The sequence below is a fragment of the Gracilimonas sp. genome (assembly GCF_014762685.1).
Taxonomy (GTDB): domain Bacteria; phylum Bacteroidota; class Rhodothermia; order Balneolales; family Balneolaceae; genus Gracilimonas.
The window spans coordinates 1,390,566-1,412,243 of sequence record NZ_JABURM010000005.1 but is presented as its reverse complement, the minus strand read 5'-3'; the positions used below and the strand labels follow the sequence as shown (position 1 = coordinate 1,412,243).

Genomic DNA, 21,678 nt, shown 5'->3' with positions numbered 1-21,678 from the left:
AGGGAGATTTTAAAAGTTATGACATGTTCTTTTCAAAAAGATAAGCTATGACGTAAGGGGAGAGTTAAATAATTTTTTTGAGAAAGGAATATTTTTTGAAATGGCTTTAAAAAAGGGAGTATAAGGTACCGATGACATAATCTTTAAGTCTTGCCTGAAATTGGTGTCCTCTCCTAAAAACCGAAAGATTTCATCTAAGCTGTTTTTCTTGAAAAGGGAGTGAAATACCCTAAGGCTATCTTCTGTAGAATTTGAAAGAATGTGCAAAAGTAGCAGATCGTAATAACGATATTTATATTTTGAAGGCTGTGGAGGAAGAGGATCAAAACCTTGAATCAAATTTTGGGCGAGTTGTTGGGCATAATCCTGTATCCTTGTAAATGTAAACCCTGTACTTGGCTTCGTCTGGCCGCCGACAGAACCCAAGTTGAATATATTATTTTCATAAAAGGGGATATGAGGGCGATCCTCCATTGGAATCTCCCCATATTCCTTTCGGGTGATTTCATAATGTTCTTTATCGAGCCCAAATTGATGATATAAATAATGTCTTATTTTCTGCTTGTATTGTTTCTTTTTAAGAGGATCCTGTGAAAAAACTGTGAACTCAAGTAATGCTTTTTCATGAGTAAAGGGCAATACGTACATAAAACCAACACCGGGGCTAAAGTCACTGTCAAAATCCATGATGGTGAAGGTTTCAGGATCAAAGGATGGTTCAAACGTTTTTACTTCCCATCCTAAGAAATGCTGAATAAGAGGATACTTAATTTTTGAAGAATCCAGGTTTTTAGGCTTTACCACACTTTGAAAAATATGATTAGCCAGGTAACTGTCGCCATTTTTTGTTAATAAAACAGCTTTATTTTTATTGGCTGAAAAGTCTAAAATATTTTCTTCCAGTAAGTCAAAATTCTTGTGCTTTCTTAATTCCCGAAGCACATACTCGCGGAAATCCCCGCTGCGTATGCAGTAATAACTGTATTCATTCAGGTAGCGAAAAGTACTGTAGTCTAATACAGATACCCACGTTTTCTTCCACTTTTTATATATAATTTGTTTGAAAGGAGGCTCTTTGTCTGTCCAGAAACACCAGGTTTTGTCATTGGTCGGGGCAAAGGTCGCATCAACAACGAGAACAGCACCTTTATATCCGCCTTTTGCTAAATACCAAGCAAGGCTAAGTCCCGAAAGTCCGCCTCCTGCTATAACGATATCGTATTTGGCTTCAACCTTCAAAAACTACCCTCTCCATAATTGATGATTGATCTAAATGGAATTCTTTAATTTTAAAACTTTTTTGCATGTGTTTAGTGAGTGAGACTTTATGATCGGATCAGGTATTGATTATATTCTATGAAAATGAAAAAGCAAAATAAGAATATGATTGATTTACGAAGTGATACCATTACTCGCCCAACACCGGAGATGCTTGACTACATGATGCAGGCAAAAGTTGGTGATGATGTTTTTGGGGAAGATGAGACTGTAAATGCTTTTCAACAAAAAATTGCGGGTATGTTTGGCATGGAAGCCGGCCTTTTTGTTCCCAGTGGGACAATGAGTAACCAGTTGGGGATTAAAGTGTTAACCGATCCCGGTGATGAAATTTTGATTGATGAAAAAGGCCATATTTTTAATTATGAAACGGGTGCGGCCTCGGTACTTTCAGGCGTTCAAATAAGAACATTAGAAGGTAAAAGAGGCAAGTTGAATTTAAAGATTTTGGAGCACACCAAAAGAGGAAACTTTGATTGGGAGCCCAGAACAAGAGTTGTCTGTCTGGAAAATTCTACAAATAAAGGCGGCGGCGTGTGCTATTCTAAAGAAGAGTTGAGCAATATTAAATCTTTTGCAGATGAGCACAAATTAATGGTTCATTTGGATGGAGCAAGAATTTGGAATGCCATTACGGCTACAGAAATCGAACCCGCATTTTTCGGTAAAATTGCTGACACTATTTCGGTTTGTTTTTCTAAAGGATTGGGTGCTCCGGTTGGTTCTATGCTTCTTTCCTCGAAAGAACGAATAGCCAAAGCCCGCCGTTATCGGAAAATGTGGGGTGGGGGAATGAGGCAGGTTGGTTTGCTTGCAGCCGCTGCAGATTACGCAGTATCCAATAACTGGGAGAAGCTAAAAGATGATCATCGACGTGCAGCTGAAGTAGCAGAAGTAATTTTCAACAGCTCTGAGCTAGCCGTGGACATGAACAACCTGCAAACCAATATTTTGCTTTTTGACACAGTGAATAACACTGCGGAGGGAATATTGAAAAAACTGGAAGATCAGGGGGTACTAATGACCCAATTTGGCCACCAAACCATTCGGGCTACTTTTCACTTTGAAATAACAGATAAGGATGTGGAAAAAGTTAAATCAGCACTTAAGGAAATTGGGAAGTAAGCAAGAGTTGAATGTACATAGAATGATTTTGATGCCTTCTAATAAATGCTCCGGAACCTAAAGGTGAACTATCATTCTTTTAATGCTGTACTTTCAACACTCAACAAAATCTTCTTCAAAGCTTTAATAACTTCATTTCGAATCGGAAAGCCTTTTTCAAAAATCATCTCCTGTTTTTTTTTGTACTCTTTTCTTCCCGATTCTGTTTCTATTTTAATAGGCTGTAATCCTTGATTACGTAAATCGTAAGGGCTGGCTTGCATATCAATACGACGAGCTTTCACAGCCAATTCAAAGGCTTCCAGAATCAAATTGCTTGAGATAAAAGGATATATTTTAAAGGCCCATTTATAGAGATCCATATTGGAATGAATGCACCCCGGTTGTTCCGTTTCATGGAATTTTTCTCTCGATAATTCAAACCGATTCATAGGTTGGGCAGGCTTGGTAAAAAAACGAAAAGCATCATAGTGCGTGCAAAGCAACGGGCGAGACTCTACAAACTCGGCAAGCTTCTCCGGTTCCATTCTAAGCGGTACTTGGTTATGGCGGGGCTTGTCCGTTTTGTATACCATTGCCCATTCATGCATTCCAAAACAACCAAAAGAGGGCCGGCTGGACTGTGTGTTTTTTAACATCTGCAACATCCATTTCAAAGATGAAATTCTTTTTTTAGGAAAAAATACCGGGTCTACAAATGCAGAATTTTCCCGAACCGAGAATTCACTGATTTCAGGAAGTTGGTCAAAATTAGAATATTCAAGTTCAACACCGATGCCGGGCGACCATTTTCTCAAATTAGCCGGACGAAACGCGTAATACTCAAATAAAAAATCCATTACAGGGTTTTTTTCCTGTCGCGAGCGGGCCTGCAGATAATCGTTTAAAATCTCATCAACACGCTGTTCGTGGGCTGATTGCTTTACTTTCCATTCGGCCTCGGGAATGGTTTTCTTGATTTCTATGCTTTGGGTTTCTATCAACATACTGCAAAGATACGGAATGATAGTTGATAAAGTGAAAGTTGATAGGGTGATAAGTAAAAGGCCAAAATCACCCTATCAACTTTCAATTATCAGATACTATATTAAATAAAAATTTTAAAACTGTGTTATGTTAAAGCAACTCCTAAACTTTATTACCCATCTCCGCCTGCACTACCAGTTTTTTATACTTTCCGGGGGCTATCTGTTGGCGGGGTTGTTTGTTGAGGCTATTAACTGGCAGCAATTCTGGCTTCAGTTTTTGAATGTTCATGTGTTCTTATTTGGTGGAGCAACAGCCTATAACTCCTGGTGGGATAAGGATGAAGGTCCCATTGGTGGCCTCAAGACACCCCCGAAAATGACCCAATGGATGTGGCCGGCATCTATGGTTATGCAATATATCGGTTTGGCATGGGCTGTTTCGGTAAACTGGAATTATGTTCTAATCTATGCCGTCAGCATGTTGTTTTTTTGGTTGTATTCGACACCACTAGCCCGATGGAAAGGGAAGCCGGTGTTAAGTTTTGTAGCAATTGGGATAAGTACGGGGACGAATTCATTTCTATTGGGATTTTTAGCTGCAGGCGGATATCCCATTACTTATTTTGAAGATCTTATAGCATTGGGGGTTGCTTTAATTTTGTTAAGCCTGTATCCGGTTTCACAAGTTTTTCAAATAAAGGAGGATTTACAGAGAAGAGATAAAACATTTGCTGCAAGGTATGGATTGAGAGGGGTGAAATGGCTGTTTACTATATTATTCCCAATGGGGTCAGGAATTTTAAGCTGGAGCTTATTGCATCAGGTTACGTTGATCGGCTTCTGTTTCATCGGATTGAATTTAGCAGCTTACTTTGGGCTATTATTTTATGTGTGGAATCTTAAGGCCGATCAGAGTGAGTATCAGTACGTAATGAGAATTAAAGTGTCAGCTTCCTTCTTTTTTGTACTATTTATTTTGTCATCACTGCTTTATAAAGAGATGTTTTAATGTTAAAAGTTTTAATAGAAACATTATTTAAAGTCTTTTGGCATTATTACTCTTTAGTTTTTGTTGGAACCTTGAAAATCTTCCAAAAAAATTAAAAATGATGGCAAAGAATACCCTTGTAACAATTACAATTGCACTATTCCTTTTATCTAATGTAGCAATTGCTCAAAATCAGCAAGAAACTGATACCCTTAACGGAGACCAGAAAATTATGGTATTTTTGGATTGTTGGAGATGCAACGATTCATACATTCAGGAGGAAGTTCAATTTGTTGACTTTGTTAGAGATAAGGAAGATTCCGATGTGCATCTTATTATAACAAGAGAAAGAAGTGGATCCGGAACGGAATATACTTTGCAGGTGCTTGGACGCGGATCGTTTTTGGGGCAGGATAATACCTTAACCTATTTTTCTTATGATTCTGATACTGATGATGAAGAAAGAAGAGGATTAGTTAAATTCGTGAGAGCTGCTCTTTTTCAATATGTGTCTACGACGAGTGCTTTAAACCAAATTGAAATCTCTTATACCTCTTCCGAAGAGAGCTTGGATGTTCAGAGAAATGATCCCTGGAGGAGTTGGATTTTTGAGATAAACGGAAGGACATCATTGGATGGGGAAGAATCCAGAAAATCGATTGAATTTTCGGGTGGTTTGTCAGCAGAAAGAGTCACGAAATTGATGAAAACTGAGATTGAATATGAGTATGATTACAATGAAAGAACATTTTCAAATATAGATTCAGATGGAAATAACAATGAATCAGTATTTATAACCAGAAGTCATCGTTTTGAGGGAAATCAGGTTTTTGCATTAACAGATCATTGGTCAACGGGATTATTTACAAATGCCAGAAATTCTACGAGAAATAATTATGATTTAAGTATCGGTGCAGGGGCAGGTATTGAGTATAATATATATCCCTATGAGCAATATTCTGAAAGGGAAATTTCCTTTGTTTACATAGTTGGGGCGGAACACCGGGATTACACTGAAACTACTATTTACTTAGAAGATTCCGAGACACTATACAGTCAACGGTTGAGTAGCAGAGTAGAATTTACCCAACCGTGGGGCAGCATATCAGGAAGAGCAAATTTTCAAACTTTTATGCACAATTTTGACCGCAACCGCTTTGAAGTAAACATGAGGTTGAACTTTCGGATATTCAGGGGTCTTGATTTAAGTCTTTCAGGCAGATACTCATTAATAAATGATCAGCTGAATATTCCTGCCGGCGATATCAGTGATGCCGAACAACTCCTTAACCTTCGAGAGCAATTTACTTCCTATTCTTATGGAGCTTTTATTGGACTTGAATATACCTTCGGATCTATATTTAACCAGGCTGTTAATCCTCGTTTTTAAGTGATTTAGCTTTTTTACCCGGGGTGCTGTGGATGAATGGATGAAGTAATTCAAAATTAAAGAAGTCTGACTATTAATCTTTAACTTTGAATTACTCAGGTTTCTTAGCTTAATTTTAAAAAATAATGTTAGACAAATTCCTTCGCCATATCGCCCAGACCAGTGACACTCCATTGGGACTTGAAGTCAGCCATGCGGAAGGGCCGTTTATTTTTACCAAAGACGGAAAACGGTTCGTGGATTTTATTTCGGGAATTGCAGTCAGCAGTTTGGGACACCGGCATCCAAAGATTGTGGAAGCTATTCATCAGCAGGTTGATAAACATCTGCATGTGATGGTATATGGGGAATTTGTACAACAGCCACAAGTTGACTTTGCAGAACTGCTAACGAGTAACCTGCCGCAGAAATTGAATCAGGTATATTTTGTGAACAGCGGGACGGAAGCTGTTGAAGGGGCACTGAAACTGGCAAAGAAATATACCGGGCGTTCAAAATTAGTAGCCTTTAAAAATAGCTATCATGGAGACACGCACGGATCACTGAGCGTTACCGGGCGGGATGTTTACCGTGATCCGTACTTACCGTTACTGCCAAATGTACATTTTCTGGATTTTAATTCTGATGAAGAGCTTGATGTTATTGATGAGGAAACCGCAGCAGTTATTATGGAGCCGATTCAGGGCGAAGGTGGAATCATCCCGGCCCGGAAAGAATGGCTGAAGAAAACCCGTAAAAAATGTGATGATTCCGGTGCTTTACTTATTTTTGATGAAATTCAAAGCGGCTTTGGACGAACAGGGAAGCTATTTGGTTTCGAACAATACCAAGTGATACCCGATATTTTATGCCTTGCCAAAGCCATGGCGGGAGGTATGCCCATGGGTGCTTTTGTTTCCTCAAGGGAGATTTTTCAGACTTTTAAATATGATCCGCCATTAAACCATGTAACTACTTTCGGAGGTCATCCTGTTTCGGCCGCTGCCGCTCATGCCAACCTGAAAGAATTACTTTCAGGTGATTATTTTAATCGTGCCCTTCAAATTGAGAAAAAAATCAAGACTAAGCTAAAAGGAGAGGGGATCATAGAAGTTCGCGGAATGGGAGCCATGCTTGGCCTGCAGCTCAAAAGCTGGGAGCTTACAAAAAATGTAGTGGAAGCATGTTTTGATAAAGGTATTTTACTTGGGTGGACGCTGCACTCCAATACACTCATCAGGCTGGCTCCTCCTCTTATTTTGGAGGATGAGTTACTGAATGAAGTTTTGAATACGATTTTAGAGGCCGTCAAGGAATATAACTAAGGAATTGAGACACTCTGTAAATCGTTAAGACGAAAGAATCAAAAAGAAAGAGGTTTATCATGAAAACCATCAACCCGGCCACTGGCGAATCCATTACAGAATACCCCGAAATGGATTTTGATGAAATTGATTCTATAATTGCAAAAGCCAATGAAGCTCAATCAGAATGGAAGGCCAAAAATTTTGATGAAAGAGCTACTTATTTGAGGAGTATGGTTGAGATTCTCCGTAATGAAAAAGAAGAGCTGGCGGAATTGATGGCCAATGAGATGGGCAAACCATTGCAGCAGGGAATAGGAGAAGCAGAAAAATGTGCATGGGTTTGTGAATACTATGCCGACAATGCCGGAAAATTTTTAGCTAAAGATGTGATAGAAACAGATGCTTCCAAAAGCTATGTTACTTTCAATCCGCTGGGTGTTGTACTAGCCATAATGCCTTGGAATTTTCCATTTTGGCAGTTATTTCGCTTTGCAGCTCCGACGCTGATGGCAGGAAATGGAGCTATCCTCAAACACTCAGAAAACACGACCGGCTGTGCATTAAAGATCGAGAAAATTATTCACGATGCTGGAATTCCGAAAGACTTGTTTAGATCGATAGTACGGGATAAGACAGGAATGAAAGAAGTAATTCAGCATCCGGGCATTGCAGCCGTTACCTTAACAGGAAGTACGGGAGCCGGAAAAGCGGTGGCAGCTCAGGCAGGAGAAACCCTGAAGAAAACCGTATTGGAGTTGGGTGGAAGTGACCCTTATTTAATTTTAGAAGATGCTGATATTTTAAAGGCCGCAGAAACCTGTGTCACATCAAGACTTATTAATAGCGGACAAAGTTGTATTGCTGCAAAACGGTTTATTGTGATGGAGCAAGTTTATGATGAATTTGTCGAAAGACTCAAAAGTTTGATGAAAGCCAAGAAAGTGGGAGATCCCTTTGAAGAGGATACCGATGTGGGACCACAGGCTCGAAAAGATTTACGAGATGAACTTCACAAACAAGTACAAAACAGTGTGGCAAAAGGGGCAAAGCTTGTGCTTGGGGGAGAAATACCGGAAGGAAATGGAGCTTATTATCCTGTGACCGTTCTGGAAAACGTTCAACCCGGGATGCCGGCGTATGAAGAAGAATTATTTGGGCCGGTGGCTGCAATCATTAAAGTAAAAAGCGAACAAGAGGCTATAAAGGTTGCTAATGATACCAATTATGGTTTGGGGGCGGCTATATTTTCCAAAGATGTAAAACGAGCTGAACAAATTGCAGCAACAAAACTTGAAGCAGGCTGTTGTTTTGTGAATAAATTTGTAAAATCCGATCCGAGATTGCCTTTTGGGGGTATCAAAGAGTCTGGCTATGGCCGCGAATTAGGCCTATACGGTATTCGCGAATTCGTAAATGTAAAAACAGTGTATGTTAAGTGAAGAGTGAGAAGTGATAAGTAAGCCATAAAATATTGTTTGTTCGCAGAAAAACTTAAATAATGGAGACCACCTTAAAAAGAATACTTATCACTCCTCACTTTATCACTTATCTCCTTATCTTAAAATCGAATTAAATAAAAGAAACTGTGCGAATACGACTTGAACAACTGAATCCTATAATTGGGGATTTGACGGGAAATAAAAAAATGATTCTGTCTGCTATTCAAAAAGCAGAAGAAGAGAGGATTGATTTACTTCTTCTGCCGGAACTGGTAACATGCGGTTATCCACCCATGGATTTATTGGAACGGGAAGTATTTCGGAACTTACTTTATAAAGTAAACCAAGAAATTATAGAGGAAACAGGAGAAACTACAGTGATTTTTGGTTCGATTACTGAAAACCTCACAGGAACGGGCAGAAAGAGTTTTAATTCAGCACTTATAGCGCAAAAAGGGAGAGAAATTAAGCGTATTCATAAGGCACTCCTTCCTACTTATGATGTGTTTGATGATCTTCGATATTTTGAGCCCGGGAATGAATTTGAACCGATAGAACTAGATGGCATACCTTTTGGGATTACAATATGCGAGGATATTTGGTATAACGATAACGACATTCAATACCATATCTATGATGTAAACCCTGCTGAAGTTTTAGTAAAAAAAGGGGCTAAGGCTATCATAAATATTTCAGCTTCTCCATTTAACAAGGATAAACCCGTCTCACGTAAGAATATGCTGCAAAAGCACGCCAAGAAGCTTCAGACTCCGCTTTTTTATGTAAATCAGGTTGGGGCTCAAACAGAGTTAATTTTTGATGGAGACTCTTTGGTTTTTAATGGAGCGGGTGTGATGAAAGCTCGTTCCAAAAGATTTGAAACTGATATTATTGACGTTGAATTTAATACCGAAGATTATACCGTAGAGTCAATCTCACAATTAAAAGAGAACTTCGAGAACCCTCTTAAAGAACAAGTCATGTTCGAAGCACTGGTGTTGGGAGTCCGCGATTATCTTAAAAAAACAAAAGCAGCTGAAAAAGTAATTTTAGGTTTAAGCGGAGGGATAGATTCTGCATTGACCTGTGTGATTGCGAAAGAAGCGTTAGGAGCAAAGAATGTAATTGCAGTGACGATGCCGTCGAAATTTTCTTCTGAAGGAAGTGTCAGCGATTCGAAAAAATTAGCTGAAAACCTAGGCATAGAATTACTGGAGATACCAATTAAGGAAATCTATGATTCTTTTAACAAGGCACTGCAACCGCATTTTAAAGAAACAAAATTTGGGATAGCAGAAGAAAACTTGCAAAGCCGTGCACGCGGAGCTTTATTAATGGCGCTGGCTAATAAATTTGGCTATATGTTGTTAAATACAGGAAACAAATCGGAGATGGCGGTTGGATATTGTACACTTTATGGTGATATGGCCGGTGGTTTATCTGCAATTTCTGATGTTTATAAAACTGAGGTTTTTGAAATTTGTCGGTGGCTCAATGAAGTTTATTTTAAAGAGGTGATTATTCCCGAATCGATAATCAATAAATCCCCAAGCGCTGAACTACGGCCTGATCAGAAAGATTCAGATTCTTTACCTGATTACGAAACTTTGGATGGTGTTCTCAGATACTATCTTGAGGAACAACTTTCAAGAGAAGAAATCATAAATCATGGAGTTGATGAAGAGATTGTTGACAGTATCCTCAGGCTTGTTGATTTAAATGAGCACAAACGTTATCAAGCTGCTCCGGGACTCAAAGTTTCAGCGAAAGCATTTGGGAGTGGTCGTAGATGGCCGCTGGCACAACAATGGACCGGACAAGAAAAACGACTTATTCAATCCAGAAAAATCAAAAATTAAAGGCGCTAATTTTTAATCTTGCTCGTTGTTGTGCCTATGAGTTATACGCTCCCAATTCAATACAATAATTAGTACTTTACACAAAATTTTTAAAATCATCTTCATTCAATGCAAAAAATGCTACAAAAAACAGTCATTGCCCTAACCTGTTGTATATTTTTCACCCCCGGAATTTTTGCTCAGGATACAACTGCAACCATCGAACTGAAAGAAATGCCACTTCGCTTTCTTGATTACAAAAGTCCGATGCAGGAAATTCAAGAAGGGGATGGCTTGGCGCAACAACCGGCCATGCAAGAATTGGATAATTTTCAGAAAGATATCATGAGCCGAATTTCAGATATCTACCGGATTCATATCAATGCGATGGAAGCTCAGGTAAATAATGATCCTTTGGAAGCAGAGACTCAAATCAACGATGCCCTTGCTGCTACCCAGGGATTATTGGATGATTATCCTGAAATTAGTGGAAATCGGCGATTTACCGAATTATATCGGTCTGTTATTTCAGAGTACCGCCAGTTTTATGGTATTACTGAGGCCGATAATGAGCCCGAAGGAGAGGTTTTTGCAGTTCAGGAAGAGCTTTTTTCTGAAGATGACAGCTGGATGGACACCGATTTCAGTTTTCCTGAAGACTTAACTTTTCAAAAAACACAAGTCCCTCTTATCCAAAACGAATATGTAAACCGTCACTTGGTTTATTATACATTACGCCGGCCGGAGGTAATGGAAACCTGGTTGACCCGGGCAGTAAAATATCAGCCAATGATGCGACGTATTTTTCGGGAAGAAAAAGTACCTGAAGAGTTAACTTATTTGGCTTTTATTGAAAGTGGGTTAAACCCGAGTGCGAGAAGCTGGGCTTCGGCTGTAGGAATGTGGCAGTTTATCCGTGCTACCGGTTCAGTATATGGATTAGAAGCAAACTGGTGGATTGATGAACGGCGTGATCCAGAGAAAGCAACACGTGCGGCAGCTCGTCATTTAAGAGATTTATATAATATTTGGGGAGATTGGCATTTAGCAATGGCGAACTATAATATTAGCCCACGTGGTTTAAAACGAGCCATTAACAGAGCCGGCGGGGTGGAAGATTATTGGGCAGCCTATCCCTATCTTCCGCGTGAAACTCGTGGATACATCCCCGGTTTCATTGCCACCACTATGATAGCCATGAATCCTGAAGAGTTTGGATTTCAAAAAAATTATCCGGGCGAGCCTTACAGTTATGAAGTAGTTGAAGTGGATGGTTTGATGGAATTAACTGACTTAGCTGAAGCTGCCGGGATTTCAACAGAAGAACTAAAAGAATATAATCCCGAATTGTTGAGATGGGCTACTCCTCCCGGTGGTAAATACCCTTTAAAACTACCTTCTCAAACAAAAAAAGATTTTTTAGCGAATTACGAAAATATTCCTAAAGAAAATCGAAGCCAGAATATAACTATGCATACTGTGAAGAGTGGGGAGTCGCTTGGAATAATTGCCCGAAAATATGGCACTACTGTAGCCGGACTTTATGGTTCGAATGAAAACCTGTCGAGCACCATTTATCCGGGGCAGAAAATTGTGGTTCCGTTACCGCGAGGCAGCGCATCTCAGATATCGGCAAACCAGCCTACTAACCAGCAGCGCAGTGTAAATACTCGTAGATCATCTTCGTCCAATACCGTAAGCCCACCGGCTAATTCAACAGCAATTAGTTATAAAGTAAAAACCGGGGATACCATTGGACATATTGCTGAATGGTATGATGTAAGAGCTTGGAATATCAGAACATGGAATGGAATTGGGAATACCATCCGAGTTGGACAGACGCTTACCGTTTATGTGCCAAATAGCCGTAAAAATCACTACGAAAAGGTGAATGGAATGAGTTATGCACAGAAGCAAGAAATTGAAAGGAAACAACGAAGAGGTGAAAATATTTTCATTGCCTCTGCCTCTTCTTCTGACGGTGGAAATACTTATACAGTCCAATCCAATGATACTTTAAGTGAAATTGCTGAGAGATTTGGGATAGGTCTTAGTGAGCTAAGAAGGCTGAATAATATTTCCGGAAATCGTATTTATGTGGGGCAAACACTCCGTATTTCTGCAAACTAAACCAACATGACTAAAAAAGGGAAATACAAGGCGGGCTTTGCAGCGGCAATAATTGGTTTAGCCTCTGTTGGCATTGCTGCGCAGCAAACCGACATTTATTTCCTGATTAAAAAGAACTTCAGCATTTTCAGTGCCGCTTATGAAAATGTAGCTCTTGAGTATGTGGATGAAGTTGATCCTGAAATTTTGATGCGAACAGGTATCGACGCCATGTTGGAAACGCTTGATCCTTACACGGTAATGTTTAATGAATCCCAAAACGAGCAAGCCGAAATAATGTCGCGCGGTAATTATGCCGGCGTTGGAATTGAGGCCGGGCATCGTGACGGGCAGGTTGTAGTCATTGCTCCTACAGAAGGAGGGCCAGCTGAAAGAGCCGGTATTCGGGCCGGAGATGTAATTATTGCCGTTGATGGGGTGTCAACTGAGGGGCTTCAGCCTGAAGAAGTAAACACTTTAACTAGTGGAGAAGTAGGTTCTGAAGTTACGATCACTATCGACCGTTTTGGATTGGGCCAGTCACTTGATTTTACCTTAACCCGTCAGCGCATTGAGATTACTAACATTTCTTATTCAGGGTTAATAGGAGAAAGCAAAGACACCGGGTATATACGTCTCAGTCAATTTGGGAATAATTCTGCAGAGGAGATAAGAGAGTCATTAAATAATTTAATGGAAGAAACGGATTTAGAAGGTTTGATTTTGGATCTTAGGGATAATCCGGGCGGTATTTTGCAGGAAGCAGTGACAATTATAGATAAATTTATAGAGCCGGGTATTACGGTGGTAGATATTCGGGGAAGAGTTGGAGAATACAATCAGACATTTACTACCAGGGAGCCGGTCATGTTTGAAAAACCGGTTGTAGTTCTGATGAATGAAGGGAGTGCTAGTGCATCAGAAGTAGTGGCTGGGGCCTTGCAGGATTTAGATCGTGCTTTGATTATAGGTGAGCAGAGCTTTGGTAAGGGATTAGTACAGATTGTTAAACCAATGCCTTATAATACTTCTCTAAAGATTACAATATCACGTTATTATATCCCCAGTGGTCGCAGTATTCAGGCCGTTCAATATACACATCAGGGCAGGAATGCAGTGGTGATGAATGCTGACACAACTCGTCGAGAATTTAAAACCAGAAATGGGCGAACAGTGTATGAAGGCCGGGGTATTGAGCCGGATATTGTAGAAGGGAATGAAAAGCTCAGTATACTCGAAGTTGCCCTGTTACAGCAAGGTGCATATTTTGATTTTGCTACCGAATATGAGGCTCAAAATCCCAATTTCAATTATCAGGAGTTACCCGACGACGTATTTGAAGAGTTTAAAGCATATTTAAAAGAAGAGCGGTTCAGTTATACAACGGATTCTGAAACATTGTTAATGCAATTAACGACTGAACTTCAAGGGGTAGATGGAGCAGATGCGCAGCTCAAAGAATTGAGAAAAGCAATTGAGATGGAAAAAAGTGCTCGTTTTGAAGAAGATACCCCCAAAATCAAACGGACTTTATTTCAGGAATTGGTTTCCAGGTATGAGGGACAATCCGGAAGCATAAAGGCAGGCTTGAGGTCAGATCCGGAAGTATTAAAAGCTCTTGAATTTATTTATAATAAATCTGATTTAGATAAACTGCTGGCAGGGGAGTAGATAAATGCCCTCAAAAGCGGATTTACATATCCATACCAGCTTTTCTGATGGACGGCTTTCTCCACAAGATGCGGTTGAAATAGCCAATGAAAAGAAACTATCAGCTCTTTCCATTACAGACCATGATACTTATAAAGGGTATTTTGAAGCAAAGAAAGTAGCCGATGAATTGGAGATTGAACTTATACCCGGAGTTGAAATAACATCAACTTTAGGTGATAAAGAAGCACATATTCTTGCTTATTATTTTGAGACCGATACCAGTTATCTCGAAGATTTTTTAAAAAGTCAAAGAAATGCACGTAAAAGCCGGATTAAAGGAATTATCAAAAAGGTTCAAAAAGCGGGTGTAAATGTGGAGTATGATGAAGTTTGGGCAGAAGCTAATGGCGCAAATATCGGACGTCCACACCTTGCCAGAGTATTAACCCAAAAGGGATATGTAAGTAGCCCTAAGGAAGCTTTTATACGGTATCTGAGTAATCAAAAACTGGGATCTATTGAGAATACCTACCCTGATTACAGAGAAGTTATCAGGATCGTAAAAAATGTGGGGGGGGCATGCATAGTTGCACATCCAGGAAGAATGTATTCTTCAGAAGAGATGAAATTATTTATAGAAGCCGGTATAGACGGTATTGAATGTATACATCCTAGCCACAACTATAAATTACAGAAAAAATATACGGAATTATGTTCCGAAAATGGTTTACTGATGACGGGCGGGAGTGATACGCACGAAGGGAAAGATGCCGGCTATATGAATTTAGGTGTAGTAACCATCGCCTATAAGCACATCGAAAAAATGAAGAAAATGACACATCAACGCAAGAATATTGTTGAAATAAAAAAATGATATGGCAATAGAATTAATTGAGGGTGATACCAACCCGGGAAAAGTGAAAATTGGGATTGTAGCTTCACGCTGGAATTCAATGATTACAGATAAAATGCTTGAAGGAGCACTGAATGCACTTAAAGGTAATGGTATTGCTGAAAATGATATTACAGTGGTTCGGTGTCCCGGTTCTTATGAAATTCCCCTGACAGTTCAAAAACTCCTTGAGCACCGGGAAGTGTCAGGAGTGGTAGCACTTGGGGTTGTGATTAGAGGGGGAACCCCGCACTTCGAATATGTTTGTGATGCGGTTAATCGCGGAATTACTGATCTCATATTAAAACATAATAAACCTATATCATTTGGAGTTCTTACAACAGATGATGTAAAACAGGCCCTGGAACGAGCAGGGGATAAGGGAAACAAAGGAGGAGAAGCTGCTTTAGCTCTTCTTGAAATGATTTCCATGGAACAAAATCTAATATCTTAATGGAGTTATTAAGCCTTGATAAAGGACAAGCAAAGCTCTAATTTTCAAAGCTTCAAAACCAGCCTAAAAATAACTTGAAAGAGCTTACTTTAACAAACACAGTTCAAACTGACGAAGACAAGAAGAACCAGGAAATTCTTAAGAATTCCGGAGAGGTTCCTCTTCATATTGCCATTATAATGGATGGCAATGGTCGGTGGGCTAAAAATAAAGGAAGTATCCGTTTACATGGGCACAAAGTAGGTGTGGATTCCGTTCGGGATATCACTGAGTCTTGTGCTCAACTTGGAGTAAAGTATCTGACACTCTATGCTTTTTCAACAGAAAATTGGGGCAGGCCTTCAGCTGAGGTAAGGGGATTGATGAAATTGTTGGTTTCTTCTCTTAGAAAGGAAGCTGATAACCTGAATAAAAATGACATCCGGCTCTCAACTATTGGACAGTTAGGTAGATTTCCGCAAAGCTGCCAACATGAATTGCATGAAGCTATTGAGCTTACCAAACATAATAAAAGGTTGGAATTGTGCTTGGCATTAAGCTATTCCGGGCGCTGGGATATCACAGAGGCAGTTAAAAAAATTGCCAATCATGTGAAAGAAGGACGTTTAGATCCTGAACTTATCAATGATCAAATGATAGGCGACCACCTTTCAACTGCCGATGTTCCGGATCCGGATTTAATTATCCGAACCAGTGGAGAATATAGAATCAGTAATTTTTTATTATGGCAACTAGCCTATTCCGAACTGTATATTACCCAAACCTACTGGCCGGATTTCAGAAGGGATGAGTTGTATGAGGCTATACGTTCCTACCAACAAAGAGACCGAAGATTTGGGAAAGTCCCGTCTGCGGAAGACGAAAACTCTTATTCATCTCGTTTAGTTAACAAAAAATCATAAGCATTTAAACAAAAGGCGTGTTGTTACTTTTGAAAAGACTATTTATTGCCACCTTACTTACGATCGGATTTATCCCACTTCTTACTCAGGCGCAAGATATTGAACTCTCAGATCCTACTGAATTAACTCCGTCTGAATATGAAATTCTGGAGGTTTCAGTAGAAGGGAATAAAAACACACGTGAAGAATTCATTAAAAATGCCAGCTTATTGGTAGTTGGAAACTCCGTGGTATATCCCGGAGATGTTGTGAATAACGCGATTAAGAGGCTTTATAGATCAGGTTTGTTTTCCGATGTCAAAATTTACATTACTGAGCGTACTGCATCAGGAATACGGTTTTTGATTGAAGTAGAGGAACAGCCTAGAATTTTACAATACCGGCTTGAAAATATAAAACGCTCTCAGCGGAGAGATTTAGAAGACTTACTTGTATTAACCCCGGGTACGGTAATTACAGAAGCTGCAGTTGGGCAGGCAAAAAATACAATCAGGCGGTTTTACAGAGAAAAGGGGTACTGGTATACTGAAATTAAGACCCGCACAGAAGAAGTGGAAGATTCTGAAGATAGGGTTCGGTTAATATTTGATATTGATCCCGGTCAACGGTTGGAAATTAAAGACATCGTATTTCAAGGGAACGAACATTTTTCTGACCGGAAGTTGCGACGTAAGATCAAGCCGCTTAAAGAGGATGCCTGGTGGAAGATTTTTGGAAAAAAAGTATTCAAAGAAGAAGACTTTGAAGAAGGAAAAGAGAGCCTGCTGACATTTTATAGAGAAAATGGATTTACTGATGTACGTATCCTGCAAGACACAGTTTACACATACGATTATAAAGGTGATAAAACCGGATTGAAAGTTCGATTAAATTTAGAAGAAGGTCCTCAATATAAAGTTAGAAACATTACTTGGGAAGGGAATACTGTTTATTCGGATCAAACTCTGACAGCATCTCTCGGTTTTGAAAAAGGGGAAGTTTTTAATGAGAGTAAATTTGATGAAAACGTCAATATCAATAAGAATAACACGGATATAACCAGTTTATATCAGGATGTCGGTTATTTATTTTTTCAGGTGATCCCTAACATTTCTAAAGTGGCTGAAGATTCACTGGATATTCATTTTGAAATTTATGAAGATGAAATTGCTACTATTCAACTGGTGAATTTTTTCGGTAATACCCGAACACATGATGATGTAGTGCGGCGAACACTTAGAACAGTTCCGGGAAACAAATACAGCCGGCAAGCAATTATCAGATCTATTCGTGAGTTAGGGCAGCTTGGATATTTTGACCCGCAAAACATAGAACCCCAGCCCATTCCAAACCGGGAAGACAAAACCGTTGATATCAATTACAGACTCGATGATACTCAAAGTACCAGTAATTTTGAGTTTTCAGGAGGTTATGGAGGGGCTGGTATTGGAGTTATATTGTCGGCCCAAGTCAATTTCAATAATTTCTCTATACAAAGAGCTTTTGAAAAGGGAGGATGGGCTCCAATACCTTCCGGTGATGGACAGAAATTATCTCTTGGCGTGCAGGTAACCGGAACGGGTTATCAAAGTTATAGTTTTGGATTCCAGGAACCTTGGTTTAGAGGTAATCCAACTTCTTTAGGTTTCAATGTTTCATATAATTTATTGAACTATTCAAACTCGAATGAAAGAAATGAGCTATTTTCAAGCTCTGTTTCCATTGGAAAGCGCTTGAAATGGCCGGACGATTTCTTCACGCAGCGAACAGTAATTGGATATCAGTTATATGATGTTGTAGGCAACCAATCCTTTTTTGCGGAAGGAACTTCGAGCTTGCTTACATTTGAGCAAGTTCTGGAAAGAAATTCACTGAATAACCCTATTTCTCCAACAAGTGGCTCTAAATTTTCATTGTCAGGTGAATTTGCCCCACCAATGCCCGGTTTTTCTGAATACTATAAGTTCCGTACTCAATACCAATATCATGTACCTGTAATCGATAAATTGGTTTTAACCAGTCAGGTGCAATATGGATATATCGGTTACTTTACAGAAGATAAAAGAAGTAATTTAAAGAAATTCTTGGTTGGGGGTACACAGCTTCAGCAGCGTCAGAGCTTTTTATATGATAATATTGACCTTAGGGGATATCCCGGAGGCACTCGTGAAAGTATAGCACCGATTGTTGATGGGCGGAAAGTAGGGGGCAGGATGTTTAGTAAATATTCTCTCGAACTGAGATATCCCGCTATTTCAAATGAGCAACTCCAGGTAATACCCTATACTTTTGTAGATGCCGGTAATTCATATCTTAATTTTGAAAATTTTGATCCTTTTAGAGTCAAAAGGGCAGCCGGTTTTGGAGCACGTTTATATTTACCGGTGTTGGGTTTGGTTGATTTGAGTTACGGTTACAGGTTTGATGGTGTAGAGGTGCCCGGTGGAACTAGCAATGTTTTACCCGGCAATTGGGAATTCTTGTTTAATATTGGAACCCCGTTCTAATGCGATTAATAAAGTACTTACTTTTTTTTGCTTTCCTGGCAGCTTCCTCCTCAAATGTTGTGGGGCAAAATCAGACTATTGGTTTTTTTGAATCAGATTATATTTTGGAGCAAATTCCTGAATATGAAGGGATTCAACAGCAATTGGATTTATTAAGCCGGCAATGGAGGGAAGAAATAAGAAGGCTGGAGAGTGAGATTCAAGAACTTGAAGAAGATTATGAAGCTAAGGAGATACTATATACCGAAGAAATTCGTAATCAAAGGAAACAGGAGATTTCTCAAAAGAAACAAGCGAAGGAAAGATATGCGGAACAAAAATTTGGACCTGAAGGTGAATATTTTACTCGGCAAAGGTCATTGTTAGAGCCTATACAAAGGCAGTTATTTGCGGCAGTGAGAACTGTTGCTCAGCGACAAGGTATTGATTTTGTGTTTGACCGTTCAGGGGATATCTACCTTGTTTATGCAAATAACCAGTATAACCTAAATGATGAAATTCTTGAACAGCTTGGTATAGAAGGCGATTCTGAATAAGAATGTTAAACTGAAAAATTTTATTTTAAAAAAAACGTAAAACATGAAAATGAACAAAAAAATAACGATCGCAATAATTCTTATGGGTACAGTATTTACCATGCAAGACGTGATTGCACAGGTGAAAATTGGCTATGCAAATCCTGTAAGAATATTGAACGCGCTGCCTGCAGTGGAAGAAGTAGATCAACAGGTTGAAGCTTTGATTGAAGAAAGTGATCAGACGCTTGCTCAAAAAGCTACTGAACTGCAAAGTAGATTTACTGATTATGAATCAACCATGAGTAATCTAAGTGAACAAGAGCGTGCTACTCGCGAAGAAGAATTGCTTGAAATGAATGAACAGTTTGAGCAGGATCGGGAAACCATGATGAATCAGATTCGTCAGCGAAGGAGTGAACTAATGGCTCCTATTATAGAGAGGATGAATACAGCAATGGAAGAAGTAGCTCAGGAAATGGGTTTGGATTTGATACTAAATGAAGGTACTTCTACCGGAGATGCTATCGTGTTTTTTGCGAATAGTGAGCAGTTGAATATTACGAATCGAATTATAGAAAAACTCCAATAATAAAAGTTAATAAAACAATAATAATGAAGAAATTAAGCTTATTTATACTCTCCTTATTTATTGCTTTTTCAGCTACTGAAGCTGTACAGGCACAATCTCAGGAAGAAACTAAAATTGGGTATGTGAACCCGCAAGCAGTTTTGGCAAAAATGCCTGAAATGCGAGCAATACAACAGCGGTTGCAAAATTTTGCTGAAAGAAAACAGGAAGAGCTTGCCGAACAAGAACAAGCCTTTCAAACTGCAGTAGCTGAGTACCAACAGAAAGCCGGTGTAATCTCAGAAGAAGCAAATGAGAGAGAGCAAGAGCGGCTTGGAAAAATGCAACAAGAATTGAGTGTTGCACAACAAGAAGCGGAAGCTGCTCTTCAACAGCGACGACAAGAATTGTTAGGCCCGATGTTCTCTCAGATTAGTACTGCAATTAATACTGTAGCAGAAGAGATGGGGCTGACCTATGTTTTGAATACAACTACATCAAGCGGTGACCAAATCATTCTTTATGCATCGCCAGAGTTTCAGTCAAAGTATGATATTACGGACGCTGTAATGCAAGAATTGGGTGTCTTTAATTAAAGAAGACCTGCAATACTGATTATTTAGATAAAAAGCCGTTTAAGTTAAACGGCTTTTTTTATTTCACATTTTTCTTCCTGTTTTGTATATAATCTTCAAAAATATACCCGCCTAAATTATCCAGTGAGGCAAAATAGGCTTTCCCTTTGTTTGCTTCTGTCATTTCACGAACAAAGCTTTGCAGGTAAGGATCCTGTGCTATCATGAACGTAGTTATCGTGATTTGATCTCTGCGGCACTTCACGGCTTCATCAAGTACTTTATTGACGATTTTACGATCCAAACCAAAGCTGTTTTTATACAATTTCCCATTCTCAATCATGCAAGAAGGTTTTCCATCCGTAATCATAAAAATCTGCTTGTTTGCATATTTCTTGCGCTGAAGGATATGTCGGGCTACTTCGAGGCCTTGTTTTGTATTTGTATGATAGGGACCGACTTTCAGGTAAGGAAGATCGTCTACAGAAATATGCCAGGCTTCATTTCCAAAAGCTACAATATCTAAAGAATCTTTTGCATAGTTATTCATGATTAACTCAGACAATGCCATTGCTACTTTTTTAGCCGGAGTGATTCGGTCTTCCCCATATAAAATCATAGAATGGCTCAGATCAATAAGAAGAACGGTGGCAACAGAGGTGTAATGGTCAGTTTCATATACTTCAAGGTCATCTTCCCTAAGGTCGAAAGCATCGATAGAGCTGTGGTTTAACATATTCAGCATAGTTTCAACACTGTTTATTTGGCCAATATCGTCGCCTTGAGTCCATTTTCGAGTCTCAGGATGGCGTTCAAGTCCCTTGCCGGTGTGAGGAGATTTATGCCCCCCTAATCCGCCTTTGTCAAGATTCTTGAAAATTTCTTCAAGAGACTTTTTCCTTAAACTGCGTTCTGTTTTTTTGGTTATGATAAACTGGGTTCCCTGATCATTTTTGTCTATATATCCCCTTTCGCGGAGCTCTTCAATGAAATCACCAAGTGAATAGCCATCCTCAAATTGACCGGTGATATCGTATTCATCATCAAGTTCAGTGAGCCACTTTAAAGCTTGTGACACATCACCGCTTGAGATGGTGAGAAGTTGTTGGAATAAATCCCAGAGAGTATCAAATGGAGATTTTCCATTTGATTTGGCAAAGCGTTCATCCCACTGAAAGTATTTAAAATGCATGGCTGTTCCTTTTCTTT

18 protein-coding genes are annotated in these 21,678 nt (G+C 39.4%); 15 read left to right on the top strand and 3 right to left on the bottom strand.

The features are described 5' to 3' along the window. Positions 1-45: 45 nt before the first annotated feature. Complete coding sequence (locus HUJ22_RS06345) at positions 46-1,239, bottom strand: lycopene cyclase family protein (RefSeq protein ID WP_290875370.1); 1,194 nt, start codon at positions 1,237-1,239, stop codon at positions 46-48. Positions 1,240-1,362: 123 nt separating this feature from the next. Here HUJ22_RS06345 and HUJ22_RS06340 point away from each other — a divergent pair, with 123 nt between their 5' ends. Continuing rightward, entirely contained in the window at positions 1,363-2,403 is a 1,041-nt protein-coding gene (locus tag HUJ22_RS06340; RefSeq protein WP_290875368.1) for a GntG family PLP-dependent aldolase, read from the top strand. Between the two features lie 71 nt (positions 2,404-2,474). Here the strand turns inward: HUJ22_RS06340 and HUJ22_RS06335 are convergent, their stop codons facing one another. Then, a complete protein-coding gene (locus tag HUJ22_RS06335) occupies positions 2,475-3,389 on the bottom strand; it encodes a 3-methyladenine DNA glycosylase (RefSeq protein WP_290875366.1) in 915 nt (304 codons plus the stop codon). A 127-nt stretch (positions 3,390-3,516) separates the two neighbouring features. On the opposite strand from HUJ22_RS06335, the gene HUJ22_RS06330 reads away from it, so the two are divergent. The 14 genes from HUJ22_RS06330 (at position 3,517) to HUJ22_RS06265 (ending at position 20,490) form a co-directional block, all read left to right on the top strand. Then, positions 3,517-4,380 carry a UbiA family prenyltransferase gene (locus HUJ22_RS06330; RefSeq protein ID WP_290875364.1) on the top strand — a complete coding sequence of 288 codons (864 nt, stop codon included), beginning with the start codon at positions 3,517-3,519 and terminating at the stop codon, positions 4,378-4,380. Between the two features lie 97 nt (positions 4,381-4,477). Next, on the top strand, positions 4,478-5,749 hold the full coding sequence (locus HUJ22_RS06325; RefSeq protein ID WP_290875362.1) for a hypothetical protein: 1,272 nt from the start codon (positions 4,478-4,480) through the stop codon (positions 5,747-5,749). A gap of 125 nt (positions 5,750-5,874) precedes the next feature. Continuing rightward, on the top strand, positions 5,875-7,053 hold the full coding sequence (locus HUJ22_RS06320; protein ID WP_290875360.1) for an aspartate aminotransferase family protein: 1,179 nt from the start codon (positions 5,875-5,877) through the stop codon (positions 7,051-7,053). Positions 7,054-7,112: 59 nt separating this feature from the next. Next, complete coding sequence (locus tag HUJ22_RS06315; RefSeq protein ID WP_290875358.1) at positions 7,113-8,474, top strand: NAD-dependent succinate-semialdehyde dehydrogenase; 1,362 nt, start codon at positions 7,113-7,115, stop codon at positions 8,472-8,474. A gap of 146 nt (positions 8,475-8,620) precedes the next feature. Next, a complete protein-coding gene (locus HUJ22_RS06310) occupies positions 8,621-10,333 on the top strand; it encodes an NAD+ synthase (protein WP_290875356.1) in 1,713 nt (570 codons plus the stop codon). A 117-nt stretch (positions 10,334-10,450) separates the two neighbouring features. Next, complete coding sequence (locus tag HUJ22_RS06305) at positions 10,451-12,442, top strand: LysM peptidoglycan-binding domain-containing protein (protein WP_290875353.1); 1,992 nt, start codon at positions 10,451-10,453, stop codon at positions 12,440-12,442. Positions 12,443-12,448: 6 nt separating this feature from the next. Then, complete coding sequence (locus HUJ22_RS06300; protein WP_290875351.1) at positions 12,449-14,092, top strand: S41 family peptidase; 1,644 nt, start codon at positions 12,449-12,451, stop codon at positions 14,090-14,092. A 4-nt stretch (positions 14,093-14,096) separates the two neighbouring features. Further along, positions 14,097-14,948 carry a PHP domain-containing protein gene (locus HUJ22_RS06295; protein ID WP_290875349.1) on the top strand — a complete coding sequence of 284 codons (852 nt, stop codon included), beginning with the start codon at positions 14,097-14,099 and terminating at the stop codon, positions 14,946-14,948. Between the two features lies 1 nt (position 14,949). Then, positions 14,950-15,420: a 6,7-dimethyl-8-ribityllumazine synthase gene (gene ribH, locus HUJ22_RS06290; protein ID WP_290875347.1), complete on the top strand. Its 471-nt coding sequence runs from the start codon at positions 14,950-14,952 to the stop codon at positions 15,418-15,420. 74 nt (positions 15,421-15,494) lie between these two features. Beyond that, positions 15,495-16,322: an isoprenyl transferase gene (locus HUJ22_RS06285; RefSeq protein ID WP_290875346.1), complete on the top strand. Its 828-nt coding sequence runs from the start codon at positions 15,495-15,497 to the stop codon at positions 16,320-16,322. A 29-nt stretch (positions 16,323-16,351) separates the two neighbouring features. Then, positions 16,352-18,808 carry an outer membrane protein assembly factor BamA gene (gene bamA / locus HUJ22_RS06280; RefSeq protein ID WP_290875344.1) on the top strand — a complete coding sequence of 819 codons (2,457 nt, stop codon included), beginning with the start codon at positions 16,352-16,354 and terminating at the stop codon, positions 18,806-18,808. Continuing rightward, positions 18,808-19,344: an OmpH family outer membrane protein gene (locus tag HUJ22_RS06275; RefSeq protein WP_290875342.1), complete on the top strand. Its 537-nt coding sequence runs from the start codon at positions 18,808-18,810 to the stop codon at positions 19,342-19,344. Before bamA ends, HUJ22_RS06275 begins: the two co-directional genes overlap by 1 nt. Positions 19,345-19,393: 49 nt before the next feature. After that, the gene (locus HUJ22_RS06270) at positions 19,394-19,915 is read left to right on the top strand and encodes an OmpH family outer membrane protein (RefSeq protein ID WP_290875340.1); all 522 of its coding nucleotides are present in this window, start codon (positions 19,394-19,396) and stop codon (positions 19,913-19,915) included. A 23-nt stretch (positions 19,916-19,938) separates the two neighbouring features. Next, complete coding sequence (locus tag HUJ22_RS06265; RefSeq protein ID WP_290875338.1) at positions 19,939-20,490, top strand: OmpH family outer membrane protein; 552 nt, start codon at positions 19,939-19,941, stop codon at positions 20,488-20,490. A gap of 58 nt (positions 20,491-20,548) precedes the next feature. Here HUJ22_RS06265 and HUJ22_RS06260 read toward each other — a convergent pair whose 3' ends face one another. Beyond that, the gene (locus HUJ22_RS06260) at positions 20,549-21,661 is read right to left on the bottom strand and encodes a hypothetical protein (RefSeq protein ID WP_290875336.1); all 1,113 of its coding nucleotides are present in this window, start codon (positions 21,659-21,661) and stop codon (positions 20,549-20,551) included. Between the last annotated feature and the right edge of the window lie 17 nt (positions 21,662-21,678).

Coding starts and splice junctions, on each gene's coding strand:
- HUJ22_RS06325 (WP_290875362.1), top strand. CDS start 4,478: ATGATGGCAAAGAATACCCTTGTAACAATTACAATTGCACTATTCCTT.
- HUJ22_RS06260 (WP_290875336.1), bottom strand. CDS start 21,661: ATGCATTTTAAATACTTTCAGTGGGATGAACGCTTTGCCAAATCAAAT.
- HUJ22_RS06340 (WP_290875368.1), top strand. CDS start 1,363: ATGAAAAAGCAAAATAAGAATATGATTGATTTACGAAGTGATACCATT.
- HUJ22_RS06305 (WP_290875353.1), top strand. CDS start 10,451: ATGCTACAAAAAACAGTCATTGCCCTAACCTGTTGTATATTTTTCACC.
- HUJ22_RS06275 (WP_290875342.1), top strand. CDS start 18,808: ATGCGATTAATAAAGTACTTACTTTTTTTTGCTTTCCTGGCAGCTTCC.
- HUJ22_RS06270 (WP_290875340.1), top strand. CDS start 19,394: ATGAACAAAAAAATAACGATCGCAATAATTCTTATGGGTACAGTATTT.
- HUJ22_RS06330 (WP_290875364.1), top strand. CDS start 3,517: ATGTTAAAGCAACTCCTAAACTTTATTACCCATCTCCGCCTGCACTAC.
- HUJ22_RS06315 (WP_290875358.1), top strand. CDS start 7,113: ATGAAAACCATCAACCCGGCCACTGGCGAATCCATTACAGAATACCCC.
- HUJ22_RS06320 (WP_290875360.1), top strand. CDS start 5,875: ATGTTAGACAAATTCCTTCGCCATATCGCCCAGACCAGTGACACTCCA.
- ribH (WP_290875347.1), top strand. CDS start 14,950: ATGGCAATAGAATTAATTGAGGGTGATACCAACCCGGGAAAAGTGAAA.
- HUJ22_RS06265 (WP_290875338.1), top strand. CDS start 19,939: ATGAAGAAATTAAGCTTATTTATACTCTCCTTATTTATTGCTTTTTCA.
- HUJ22_RS06335 (WP_290875366.1), bottom strand. CDS start 3,389: ATGTTGATAGAAACCCAAAGCATAGAAATCAAGAAAACCATTCCCGAG.
- HUJ22_RS06300 (WP_290875351.1), top strand. CDS start 12,449: ATGACTAAAAAAGGGAAATACAAGGCGGGCTTTGCAGCGGCAATAATT.
- HUJ22_RS06295 (WP_290875349.1), top strand. CDS start 14,097: ATGCCCTCAAAAGCGGATTTACATATCCATACCAGCTTTTCTGATGGA.